This is a genomic window from Frankia sp. CgMI4, from assembly GCF_001756285.1.
GTDB lineage: Bacteria > Actinomycetota > Actinomycetes > Frankiales > Frankiaceae > Frankia > Frankia casuarinae.
The window spans coordinates 1-12,526 of the sequence record NZ_MAQZ01000124.1; the positions used below are offsets into that span (position 1 = coordinate 1).

The 12,526-nt window shown below is 70.9% G+C and carries 7 protein-coding genes and 2 pseudogenes; 8 read left to right on the top strand and 1 reads right to left on the bottom strand.

Annotated elements, in window-relative coordinates:
• The 5 genes and pseudogenes from Manayef4_RS26835 to Manayef4_RS20750 form a co-directional block, all read left to right on the top strand.
• Window positions 1-127, top strand: a pseudogene (locus Manayef4_RS26835) (GDP-mannose 4,6-dehydratase); the annotation flags it as partial.
• Window positions 128-248: 121 nt separating this feature from the next.
• A complete protein-coding gene (locus tag Manayef4_RS20735) occupies window positions 249-1,601 on the top strand; it encodes a hypothetical protein (RefSeq protein ID WP_070133006.1) in 1,353 nt (450 codons plus the stop codon).
• Window positions 1,598-2,935: a glycosyltransferase family 4 protein gene (locus Manayef4_RS20740; protein WP_011435501.1), complete on the top strand. Its 1,338-nt coding sequence runs from the start codon at window positions 1,598-1,600 to the stop codon at window positions 2,933-2,935. Before Manayef4_RS20735 ends, Manayef4_RS20740 begins: the two co-directional genes overlap by 4 nt.
• A 13-nt stretch (window positions 2,936-2,948) precedes the next feature.
• Window positions 2,949-7,739: an alpha-(1->3)-arabinofuranosyltransferase family protein gene (locus Manayef4_RS20745; RefSeq protein ID WP_070133014.1), complete on the top strand. Its 4,791-nt coding sequence runs from the start codon at window positions 2,949-2,951 to the stop codon at window positions 7,737-7,739.
• 202 nt (window positions 7,740-7,941) lie between these two features.
• Window positions 7,942-9,087 (top strand): HoxN/HupN/NixA family nickel/cobalt transporter, encoded by a 1,146-nt coding sequence (locus Manayef4_RS20750; protein ID WP_070133008.1) that lies wholly within the window; start codon window positions 7,942-7,944, stop codon window positions 9,085-9,087.
• Window positions 9,088-9,163: 76 nt separating this feature from the next.
• Here Manayef4_RS20750 and Manayef4_RS20755 read toward each other — a convergent pair whose 3' ends face one another.
• On the bottom strand, window positions 9,164-10,132 hold the full coding sequence (locus tag Manayef4_RS20755; protein ID WP_070133009.1) for a pirin family protein: 969 nt from the start codon (window positions 10,130-10,132) through the stop codon (window positions 9,164-9,166).
• 398 nt (window positions 10,133-10,530) lie between these two features.
• On the opposite strand from Manayef4_RS20755, the pseudogene Manayef4_RS20760 reads away from it, so the two are divergent.
• The 3 genes and pseudogenes from Manayef4_RS20760 to Manayef4_RS20775 form a co-directional block, all read left to right on the top strand.
• Window positions 10,531-10,860, top strand: a pseudogene (locus tag Manayef4_RS20760) (AAA family ATPase); the annotation flags it as partial.
• A gap of 796 nt (window positions 10,861-11,656) precedes the next feature.
• On the top strand, window positions 11,657-11,953 hold the full coding sequence (locus tag Manayef4_RS20770; RefSeq protein ID WP_070133012.1) for a hypothetical protein: 297 nt from the start codon (window positions 11,657-11,659) through the stop codon (window positions 11,951-11,953).
• Window positions 11,954-11,969: 16 nt separating this feature from the next.
• Window positions 11,970-12,521 carry a hypothetical protein gene (locus tag Manayef4_RS20775; protein ID WP_070133013.1) on the top strand — a complete coding sequence of 184 codons (552 nt, stop codon included), beginning with the start codon at window positions 11,970-11,972 and terminating at the stop codon, window positions 12,519-12,521.
• Window positions 12,522-12,526 lie beyond the last annotated feature (5 nt).

Sequence of the window (12,526 nt, forward strand, 5' to 3'; positions counted from 1 at the left end):
GTCGAAGGCGCGGGAGGTGTTGGGGTGGAAGCCGCGGGTGGGGTTCGAGGAGTTGGTGGCGATGATGGTGGACGCCGACGTCGCCACCGAGACGGAATCGGCCGACAAGGCACTGACAATCCGTTGAGCACCGTTCCCGGACGTACCAGGCGGCCGACCACCCCGGCGCGGGTGAACCGGCCCCACGCGGGCATTCCGTTGCGCGGGGCGGGGAGTACCCCTGCGTATGTCGTCGGGGAGGACTCCGCATGAAGCGCAATACCGCCCAGCCGGGCGGCGCGTCGGCCGCGATCGCGGCCGACGGCTGGACGCTGCGTAAACGCCTGAAACAGACCCGGGGCACCCGGCTGCGGGGGGCGGTGCGCGGCGCCATCCCGCTGGCGCTGGCCGGCCTGCTCGCCAACCTCGCCAACATGGGCGTCACGCTGATCATCGCACGCGCGCTGAGTACCCGATCCTACGGCGCGGTCGCCCAACTGATCGCGATCTTCTTCATCGTGTCCATGCCGGGCAGCGCCCTGCTCGTGGGGGTGGTCCGGCGGATCACCACCTGGCAGCACAGCGGGCAGTTGGACCTGGTGGCGCAGTGGGTCCGCCGGGTCCGCCGGGTCGGGGTCGCGCTCGTGCTGGTCGTCGCCATGCTCGCGGTGGCCGCTCGGGGCTTCGTGGCCCACGAACTGTCGCTGCCCGGTCCCGGCGGCGTCGCCGAGATCGTGACCGCCGGTGCCGCCTGGTGTCTGCTCTGCGTCGACCGGGGGTTGCTGCAGTGCGRCCGGCTCTATCCGGCGCTGGCCGCCAACCTGCTCGTCGACGCCGCGGTGAAGACGGTGTTCACGATCGGGTTGGTGCTCGCCGGTCTGGACGAGACCGGCGCGGCGATCGCCGTCCTGCTCGGTGTGCTGGCCGCCCTCGCCCACACGCGGTCCACGCTGCGCCGCCACCCGGACGCGGTCGTGGGAATGTCGCCCGAGCCGGGCTCGCCCGCGGCGCCCACGGCCCGGCTGGCCGTCGAGGTCGGCACCGCTCTCGTCGCGCTGGCGATGCTCGGCCTCCTGCAGAACATCGACGTCCTCATGCAGGGCCGGCTCGCCCCCGACCGGTCGGGCTCTTACGCGGCCGTCTCGGTGGCCAGCAAGGTGCTCGTACTGGCGGCGGTCGTGCTGGCCGGCTTCCTGCTGCCGGAGGCCRCCGATCGACGACATCTCGGACAGCACGCCCTCCATCAACTCGGAGCAACGCTAGCGATACTCCTCGTCCCCGCGCTGGGGCTGCTCTCCGCCGCTCTCCTCGCACCCGACACACTTCTCTCCCTGGCCTTCGGCCCTCGCTTCACCGATKCCTCCGGCGCGCTTCTCCCCTTGGCCGCAGCGATGACCTGTCTCGGAGCTACCGTGCTGTTCACCCACTACCTGCTCGCTCTCGGCGAGCGAGGCGTACTGCTGGCCCTGGGGCTGGCCGCCGCCGCGACCGTCCCCCTCATGCTGTGGGCGGACGGATCACCGACGAGCACCGCCCGCGCCGACCTCGCCTGCCAGGCCGTGCTGGCCATCGTCACCGGCCTGTCGGTGCTCGCCGCCGCCCGTCGGACGGCTCGGGCATGAGCGCCGCGAGCAATCGGCGCGGCCCCGGCGCGACGATCCCGCCGACCCCCGCGGGCCTCGTCGTGCCGCCGGCCGTCCCGGTCCCGCCGGGCCTCTTGGCCGCGCAGGTGGGAGCGCCCGGGATCGAGGCCGCGCCGCACCGGCCCTCCCTCGCCGAGCTGGTCGAGACTTCGGGGCTGCGCCGCGTGCACATGCTGGCCTGGCGTGACCTCGACGACCCCGAGTCGGGCGGGTCGGAGCTGCACGCCGACAAGGTCGCGGAGCTGTGGGCGCAGGCCGGCATCGACGTGAGCCTGCGCACGGCCGTGGCGTCCGGCCATCCGGAGTCCGTCCACCGCAACGGCTACACGGTGGTCCGCAAGGCGGGCCGGTACTCGGTCTTCCCGCGCACGGCGGTGTCCGGCGCGCTGGGCCGCGGCGGGCCCTGGGACGGCCTGGTCGAGATCTGGAACGGGATGCCGTTCTTCTCTCCGGTCTGGGCCCGCTGCCCCCGGGTGGTGTTCCTGCACCACGTGCATGCCGAGATGTGGCGGATGGTGCTGTCCCCGAAGCTGGCCAGGATCGGCGAGACCGTCGAATTCAAGATCGCACCACCGCTGTACCGGCGTACGCGCATCCTGACKCTGTCCCCGTCGTCCCGGCACGAGATCATCGACCTRCTCGGCCTGCCGCCGCGCAACATCTCGGTCGTGCCGCCGGGTATCGACCCGTCCTTCTCCCCCGCCGGCGAGCGCTCGCCGCATCCCCTCGTCCTCGCTGTCGGGCGTCTGGTGCCGGTGAAACGGTTCGACGTCCTCATCGACGGGCTCGTCCACGCCCACGACGAACATCCGACGATGGAGGCGGTCATCGTCGGCGAGGGCTACGAGCGGGTGGAGCTGGAGAAGCGGATCTCCGCTGCCGGAGCCGGCGGCTGGCTGCGCCTCGTCGGGCGGGTCGACGACGACGCCCTGCTGACGCTGTATCGGCGCGCCTGGGTGCTGGCCTCGGCCTCGGCCCGTGAAGGCTGGGGCATGACGATCACCGAGGCCGCCGCCTGCGGCACGCCGTCGGTCGCGACGAAGATCGCCGGACACACCGACGCGGTCGTCGACGGCGAGACCGGCGTGTTGGTGGAGGATCCGGCCGACCTGGGCAAGACACTGGCCGGCGTGCTGACCGATCACGATCTGCGCGCCCGCCTGTCCGCCGGGGCGCTGGCGCATGCGGCGACCTTCACCTGGGCGCAGACGGCTCGCTCGACGTTCGCGGCGCTAGTCCGGGAGGCGGCCCGGCATCAAGGCCGCCGCTCCAGCGCGGCCCGGGCCGCGGACCTGGTTGGGCCGCACCGGTGACTGCGGTGATCCGGTGACCGTGACCACGTCGCCCTCCGGTCCGGCCTCGTCCGGTCGCCCCGAGTCCGGTCGCCCCGAGTCCGGTCCGGCCTCGGCGGCGATCCGCCGGCGGCGACCGCCCTCTTGGCCGACCCTGGTGCTGGCCGCCGTGGCGTATCTGCCGCTGCTGGCGACGGCACCGGGAAAGATCGGCGCCGACACCAAGGCATACCTCTACCTCGATCCGAGCCGGATGCTGCGCCGAGCGGTCTCCATGTGGGACCCCGGCATCGGCATGGGCACCGTCACCCATCAGAACATCGGCTATCTGTTTCCGCAGGGCGCCTTCTACTGGCTGCTGGATCTCGTCGGCCTGCCCGACTGGGTCGCGCAGCGGCTGTGGACGGGCTCCATCCTGTTCGGCGCCGGCACCGGCGTGCTGTTCTTGCTCCGCTCGTTGCGCTGGCCCGACCGCTTCGCGTTCGTCGCCGCGTTCGGCTACATGCTCTCGCCCTACATCCTGGAATACGAGGCGCGGATCTCGGCGATCCTGCTGCCCTACGCCGGACTGGGCTGGCTGATCGGCATCACCKTGCGCGGGTTGCGCGAGGCGGAGCCCGGCCGGGCCGGCTGRCGTCCCGCCGGATGGCGCTTCCCCGCCGCCTTCGCCCTCGTGGTCACGACGATCGGCAGCATCAACGCCTCCAGCCTGATCTTCATCCTGTTCGCCCCACTGCTGTGGATACCGTTCGCCGTCTGGGGTACCCGCGAGGTCCGACTCGGYGCCGCCGTGAGTATGTGCACCCGTGCGGTGCTGGTCGTCCTCGTCACGTCGGCGTGGTRGATCGCGGGGCTCTACACCCAGGCCGGTTATGGCCTCAACGTCCTCGCCTTCACCGAGACGATCGAGACGGTCGCCAGCAGCTCGMAGGCCTCCGAGGTGCTGCGGGGYCTGGGCAACTGGTTTTTCTATGGACAGGACGCGCTCGGTCCGTGGATCGGGCCGGCCACCCACTACACCCAGAGCATCTGGCTGATCGCGGTCAGCTTCACCATACCCATCCTCGCCCTGATCGGCGCCTCGGCCATCCGCTGGGGCCAGCGCGGCTACTTCGTCGCGCTGATCCTGCTGGGCACCACGATCGCCGTCGGCGTCTACCCGTACGACGATCCCTCTCCCTGGGGACGGCTGTTCAAGGACTTCGCCGAGGGATCGACGGCCGGTCTCGCGCTGCGTTCGCTGCCCCGGGCGGTCCCCATGGTGGCACTGGGCATGTCGGTGCTGCTCGCGGGCGGGCTCGCAGCTCTCTGGGAGCGGTACGCGGCGGCCGGTCCGACCGCTACGGCTGCCCCCGGTGGGCGGCCGGTCCGGTCGGGCCGGCGCCGACGGCTGGTTCCGCCGCTCGCCACCGGGGTGGTCCTGCTGTTGCTGGCCCTCGACATGTCACCGCTGTTCCGCGGCGAGTTCGTCGAGCCGTTACTCGAACGCCCCGAGCACGTCCCCGCCTACGAGACCGAACTCGCGCGCGCCCTGGACACCAGGAACAACGGCACCCGGGTGCTGGAGCTTCCCGGTGCCGACTTCTCCCACTACCGCTGGGGAAGCACCCTCGACCCGGTCACCGAGGGGCTGATGGACCGTCCGCTGGTCATGCGGGAACTCATCCCCTACGGCGAGGCGGGCAGCGTCGACCTGGTCCGCTCGCTGGACCGCCGGCTGCAGGAGGGGGTGTTCGAGACCTCCGCCCTGCCGGACCTCGCCCGGTTGATGGGCGTAGGCGACGTGGTGCTGCGCAGCAACCTCGCCTACGAGCGGTACCGGACCCCGCGCCCCCGGGCCACCTGGAACCTGTTCACCTCGAACAGACCGGACGGGCTGGGTGTACCACAGACCTTCGGACCGCCGGTTGCCGAGGATCCCGGCATCCCGTTCACCGACGAGGTCAMCCTCGGCACCGACCCGTCGGTGCCCGATCCGCCGGCGCTGGCCGTCTTCCCGGTCAGCGGCGCGCAGCCGATCGTGCGCACCGCCACCACCGCGCGGCCCCTGCTCGTCAGCGGCAACGGGGAGGCGCTGGTGGACGCGGCGGCCTCCGGCCTGCTCGCCGAGCCAATCGCCGACGGGCGGGCGATCCTCTACGCCCCGGAACTCGCCACCGATCCCACCGCGATGCGCCAAGCCCTCGACGACGGTGCGGACCTGCTCGTCACCGACACCAACCGGCGGCGCGCCGAACGGTGGACGGGCATCCGGGAGAACTTCGGCTACGTCGAGCAACCCGGAGTCAGGCCGCTGGCGAAGGACCCGAACGACAACCGGCTGCCGCTGTTCCCCGATCAGAACGTCACCAGCGAGACCACAGCCACCCTGCACGCCCCGGGATCCCCGGCGAAGATCGCCGAGGTGACCGCCACCAGCTACGGGAACAGCTTCTCCTACGGGGCGTCCGACCGACCGGTCCGCGCGATCGACGGCGACCCGGGCACCGCGTGGCGGGTCGGCGCCTTCACCGACCCGACCGGGGAGGCCTGGCAGACCACGCTGGCCGAGCCGACGACGACGAACCAGATCCGCCTCGTCCAGCCGCTGACCGGGCCGCGCAACCGGTGGATCACCCGGGCGACGCTGACCTTCGACGGCGGCTCCCCGGTGACCGTCGCGCTCACCGACGCCTCCCGCACCGCCGCCGGGCAGGTCGTGCGCTTCCCCACCCGGGCCTTCCGAACGTTACGCATCCACATCGACGCGACGAACACCGGCCGGCAGCGCAGCTACGACAACGTCTCCGCGGTCGGGTTCGCCGAGGTCRCCATCCCCGGAGCGAACGGGGCACCGCTGACGGCCGAGGAGGTGCTGCGGATGCCGAGTGACAGCCTCGACGCCGCCGGTGCCGCCTCCCTCGGCCACCGGCTGGCACTGGAGGTGTCCCGGGACCGGGCCAACCCGTCGGAACCGTTCAAGCAGGACACCGAGTCGGTCATCAGCCGGTCGTTCTCCCTRCCCACGGCCCGGACGTTCGCGCTCACCGGCACCGCCCGCGTCTCCGCCTACTCCCCCGACGATCGCGTCGACCAGGTGCTGGGCCGCCCGGCCACCCTCCCGGTGGTGACCTCCTCCGGCCGGCTGCCGGGATCGCTCGCCGCGCGGGCGTCGAGCGCCTTCGACGGAAACCCGGCCACCGCGTGGAGCCCGGGCATCGGCAACCCGCGAGGCAGCTGGATCCAGGTCGCCTCGCCGACCCCGTTGACGGTCTCGTCGATGACGATGTCGATCGTCGCCGACGGTCGGCACTCGATCCCGACCCGCATCGGGATCGAGGTCGACGGCCAGCGGGTCGGCGCGGTGACCGTGCCTGCGGTCACCGACACCTCGGCGCGCGGGGGCACCCGCGAGGTGACCCTCACCTTCCCGGCCGTCACCGGCAGCACGTGGAAGTTCGTCATCGACGATGCCCGGACCGTCACCAGCATCGACCCCATCAGTCGCTCGCCGCTGGCGATGCCGGTGGGCCTCGCCGAGATCGGGATACCCGGCCTCGCGACCGTGCCTGCCGCGGGCACCGGTCAGCCCACGGCGGGCACCGGTCAGCCCACGGCAGGCACGGCAGGGAGCACCGCGACGGGGCTGTTGCCGGCCCAGATCCCCGCGCCCTGCCGGACCGACCTGCTGAGCATCGACGGTCAGCCGGTGGGGGTGCAGGTCACCGGGGGCACCGCCGACGCGGTCAACCGGCTCGGGTTGACCGTCGCCACCTGCGGCCAGCCGGTCACCCTCGGCCCGGGGGAGCACGTGATCCGGACCGCCGACGGGGCCCTCGCCGGCATCGATCTCGATCGCCTGCTGCTGGCCTCGGACGTCGGCGGCGGCCCGTGGCTGAACGCGACCGGCGCCGCCTCCGCCGTCTCCCCCGCCGGGACCCCACCGGCCGCGACGGCCGCCACCGGAACGACGGGCACCACCGGAACGACGGGCACCACCGGAACGACGGGCACCACCGGAACGACGTCGGCCGCCACGCCACGGGTGACGGTCCGATCGGCCGGCGACACATCCTTCACCGTCGACGTGACGGGGGCGCGGCCCGGTACCCCGTTCTGGCTGGTGCTCGCGGAGAGCCTCTCCCCGGGTTGGAAGGCGACCGTGGGCGGCGCCGACCTGGGCACCCCCAGGCTGGTGGACGGCTACGCGAACGGCTGGCGGATCACCCCGACGGCCGCCGGGTTCACCGTCACGCTGACCTGGACCCCACAACGGATCGTGTGGTTCGCCCTGGCGCTGTCCGCGGTGACGGTGCTGCTCTCCCTAGCACTGGTGATCTTCTACACCCGCCGAGCCCGCGCGACCGTGGCCACGCGGGCGTCCCGGTCGTCCCGGTCGTCCCGGGCACCGGAGCCGGATCTGCCGACAGCCGAGCCGTGGTCCGTCCGGGCGGGGCGTGTCGGCCCGCGCACCACCGTGCTCGCCGTGTTGGGGATGGGTCTGCTCTCGGCGGTGCTGGTCTCCCCGGTAGCGGGGGTCATCGTCGCCTTGGCGACGGCCGTGGCGCTGCTCGTGCCCCGCGGCCGGCTGCTGACCCGCGTCGGCCCGGTGGTCTGCCTGGGCGTCAGCGCCCTGTACGTGCTGCAGGTGCAGGCCCGGCATGCGCTGCCGACGGACGGAGACTGGGTCGCCGCGTTCGGGAAGGTGGCGACGATCTCCTGGCTCACGGTGCTGCTGCTGGCGAGCGACCAGCTCGTCGCCCAGCTGCAACGACGGCGCGAGGCGGGGCAGCCGGGCCCGCCGTCTCCCCGGACGGGCCCGGGGGAGGAGCCTCCGGGCCACTGAAGGTCGGGCGAGCGGAGATGCCCAGCGACCGGAGATGCCCAGCGACCGGGGCCGCGGCTCGCGGCGGCGGCAAAGCTCCGCATCATGGATGCTTCTGCAACTTAGTTGCAGAAGCATCCATGATCTGGTTATCGTTCCTCTGCCCGCCGCACAAAAACTTCCCCGTCCACGTCGGCGGGTGCACCGCGAGGGGAGCCCTGCCATGGTCGCGCAGGCCGGCACCATGCCGAGGGGGGGTCTTCCCGCCCGGGTCCGCGGGGCGCTCGACCGCCGGGAGTGGGCGCGTGTCGGCGGCATGGCCGCGGTCATCGTCGGGCTACACGTGATCGGCTGGGTGACGCTCACGGCAATCATCGCGCCGCACCACTACCGCTTCGGCGCCGACGGCCAGGTCTTCGGGGTCGGTCTCGGAGTCACCGCCTACATCCTCGGCCTGCGCCACGCCTTCGACGCCGACCACATCGCCGCGATCGACAACACCACCCGCAAACTCATGACCGACGGTCAGCGCCCACTGTCCGTCGGCTTCTTCTTCTCCCTCGGCCACTCCACGATTGTGTTCGCCCTGATGCTGCTGTTCAGCGTGGGCGTCCGCTCCCTGGCCGGGCAGATCGAAGCCGACGGCTCGACCCTGCACGACATCACCGCCTGGATCGGCACCGCCGTCTCCGGCGGCTTTCTCTACGCCATCRCCGCGATCAACCTCGGCATTCTCCTCAGCATCATCAGGGTCTTCCGGGACATGCGCCGCGGCGGGTACGACGAGGCCGGCCTGGAAGAGCAGCTGAACTCCCGCGGGCTGATGAACCGCGTCCTCGGCCGCTTCACCAGGGCGGTCACCCGACCCTGGCAGATGTACCCGCTCGGCGTGCTGTTCGGTCTCGGCTTCGACACCGCCACCGAGGTCGCCCTGCTCCTCCTCGCCGCCGGCGCCGCCGGAGCCGGCCTGCCCTGGTACACCGTCCTCGTCCTGCCGATCCTGTTCGCCGCCGGCATGAGCCTGCTCGACACCATCGACGGCTCGTTCATGAACTTCGCCTATGCCTGGGCCTTCTCCCAACCGGTCCGCAAGCTCTACTACAACATCACCATTACCGGGCTGTCCGTCGCGGTCGCGTTCCTCATCGGCAGCGTCGAACTGCTCGGCATCCTCGCCGAGAAGGCACATCTCACCGGCGAGTTCTGGGGCTGGATCGCGGGTCTGGATCTCAACGTCGTCGGCTACTTCGTCGTCGGCCTGTTCGTCGCCACCTGGGCCGCCGCTCTGCTGGTCTGGAAGTACGGCCGCATTGAGGAGAGGTGGGCGACGGGCCGGCCCGAGGACGGCCGGGTCGAACCCACCGGCTGACCGCCTGGCGTCCGGTTCGGGGACCACCGACAGCACGGGCCGGGCGGCCGCCCCGAACCCCGGAATGCCGTCGGGTTCAGGCGCGATGCGGCATAAGTGCGTTCGCCGGAATGACCCCGAGCCGGCCGGCCTGATAGTCCTCGACGGCCTGGCGCAGTTCGGCCCGGGTGTTCATGACGAACGGGCCGTACACCTCGACGTGTTCCCGGATCGGCCGACCGCCCAGCAGCAGGACCTCGAGGTTCGGCGAGGACGCGTCCTGCCGGTCGTCCGCGGTGACACCGAGCAGATCCCCCGTTCCGAAGACCGCGAGCTGACCGGCCCGGATCGCCGTGGCGTCCGGGCCCACCRTCCCCCGGCCACCGAGGACGTAGGCAAGGGCGTTGAACTCGGGGTTCCACGGCACGTGCACCGCCGCGCCGGGGGTCAGCGTCGCGTGGACGACGGAGATCGGGGTATGCGTGGCACCCGGGCCCCGGTGGCCCCCGGTGTCACCGGCGATGACCCGCAGCAGGGCACCGCCGTCCGGTGAGGACACCAGGCAGACCTGGCCACCCTCGAGGTTCTGGTACCGCGGCGGGGAGAACTTGTCCTTCGCCGGGAGGTTCACCCAGAGCTGGACACCGTGGAACAGGCCGCCGCTGACGACGAGCTCCTCCGGCGGCGTCTCGATGTGGAGGATGCCCGCGCCGGCGGTCATCCACTGGGTGGCGCCGTCTGCGATCAGTCCGCCGCCGCCGTGCGAGTCCTGGTGCTGGAAGGTTCCGTCGATCATGTAGGTGACGGTCTCGAATCCGCGGTGGGGATGCCACGGGGTTCCCTTGGGCTCGCCCGGCCCGTAGTCGACGGCGCCCATCTCGTCCATGTGGATGAACGGATCCAGCTCGGCGAGCCGTGCTCCGGCGAAGGCCCGACGCACCGGGAAGCCCTCGCCCTCCAACCCGGTGGGCGCGGTGGTCATCCTCCGCACCGGACGGTCGACCTCGCCGAGCACGGGCTCAGCCAGCCGCGGCAGACGGACGGTATCGGCGGTGACGGCAGGCATGTCGTCCTCCTGGCGGGCTCAGGTCGCAGTTCGAGCAGTTCGAGCAGTTCGAGCAGCTCATCCCGGYGCCTCTACTTGTAGATGCAACTACCAACCCGCGCAACCACGGGCCACCCTCGATCCTTCCCGCGAATTTTTTGATCATCAGGGCACGAGCGGGAATCGTTCACCCTCAGCGATAAACCCTGGGAACAACGGCAAGCTGAAAGGACTTCAGTGTAAGTGACTCAACTTCCTCACGTCAGAGTGGACCACATGCCACAGATCCGGGTGCTGCCCGTCCTGCCCATTGACGACGCCGTCGTGCTACCGGGCATGGTCGTGTCTCTCGACATGTCCGATGGTGAGATCCGAGCCGCCGTCGAAGCCGCCCGTGCCGGCGGATCCCGCGGCGCTCCCGGCGCGGCGGTGCCGTGCTGGCACTCGCCGGTCCGCCCGGCGTCGGCAAGACATCACTCGGCGAGTCGATCGCCCGGGCCATGGGCCGGTCGTTCGTCCGGGTCGCCCTCGGCGGCGTGCGGGACGAGGCGAAGATCCGCGGTCACCGGCGGACCTACGTCGGCGCGCTGCCCGGCCGCATCGTCCGGGCGATCCGCGAGGCGGGTTCAATGAATCCGGTGGTGCTGCTCGACGAGGTCGACAAGCTGGGCGCCGACTACCGGGGGGACCCGACGGCGGCGCTGCTGGAGGTCCTCGACCCCGAGCAGAACCACACCTTCCGGGAGCATTAACATGTCGAAGGTACCATCAACGTATGGTAATCACACCAGGCGGGGGGAATACGCCCAGCAGCGCCACGGACTGACCCAGACCGGGCAGGCGCTGTGTCGTTCGAGAGCGGGCTACTGACCGGCGGGATACGCCCAGCGGCGGTACTAGTGAGGCCCAGGGGAAATGTGGCATGATGGAACACTCGGAAACGCCGCCCCGCCGACCTGAACCCATCAGACCCGGCCCAGCCGGACCACAAATCCCGAATACACGAAAACAGGACACGAATCCGACAACCCGTGCTCCCACGTGGCCAACGGTCCACCACTCCCCTCCATCCCGCCGGCCCGTGGCTATGTCAAGCGATGCCCATTCGGTAGGCCAGTCCGCGTAGATCACGTCCTCCGACGTTCGCTCTGGCACGCTGGAGCATGACGGCAACAGTCTCCCGCACGAGCGGGTGAGTCCGGACCAGCTCTGGCGCGAGCCGTTCCGCTTCGCGGAGTACCGCGAGGGCTTGTTTGTCCTTGCCGCGCGACTGGGCAAGTCCTCGGCCGAAATCGGTGAGGAACTGTGCGCGGCRACGTCCGGAACCGAGCACCGACGTATCCACACCACGCATGATCTCGGGTGCCTTCCCGCCGTCGCCCCGCTCGACTGCGATACTTTGGACAGGCCAGTCAGGCCGGCAAGGGTCTCAAGGGTCATGCCCCGGTAACGGCGACACGAACGGGTACGCGCGCCGATGGTGGTCGGTGCCTCCGGGCTCTGGCCTTCCTCGCCGCGTGCGGCGAGGACCCGGACACGCCGCATGTGCCCAGCCACACCATCGACCTGGGCTGGCACACCTTTCTGCTGCACACCAAGGAGTACAAGCTGTTCTGCCGGCAGGTCGCCGRCCACTTCATCCACCACGTGCCCGACGACGCGCCACCCGACCGCAGCATCAGCGCAGCCAGGCACGCTCGTACGATCACCCTGATGCAACAGGCCGGGTACGCCGTCGACCACGAACTGTGGGCGAAGTGCTCCACATGCTCCGACGAGGGCAACTGCTCGGCAAGCGGCAAGGACGGCGACGAAAATAAGGGCAGCCGGGTCCCCAAGTAGCGGAGTCGAACTTCCCATGAAGTGGAATGATCTGCCGACGCAGGTCCGCGACGCGGTTGAGGCGCAGACCGGACCCGTCACGTCCGCCGACTCGGTGGACGTCGGGGACGGCTGCGACCTCGCCGCGGTCGTGGATGCGGGTGAGCAGCGGCTGGTCGTCAAAGGCGTCCACGGCGGCGGCCGGCGAGCACGCTGGCTCCGTAACGAGCACACGTTCGGACACCTCGCCGCAGGAATCACGCCGAGTCCACGGTTCGCATGCCAGGTCGATGACTGGCTGCTGGTTGGCTTCGAGCATGCGACCGGCCAACCAGCGGACCTCATCCCCGGCTCTCCTGACCTACCCCGCGTCCGGGACGTCGTCAACGACATCTCCCGCYGGACCGGCGAGGGTCTGCGCTCGCTTTCCGATCGATGGCGCAACACGGGTTGGTGGGAGGATCTAAAAACGCTTCCAGCTAGAGTTTTCCCCGATTGGGACGTAGCCACCGCGGCCGTCCACGCGGGCGCTGTAGTCGACGCCGTGGCCGGGAACCGGCTGATTCACACCGACCTTCATGCCCACTAGTTCAT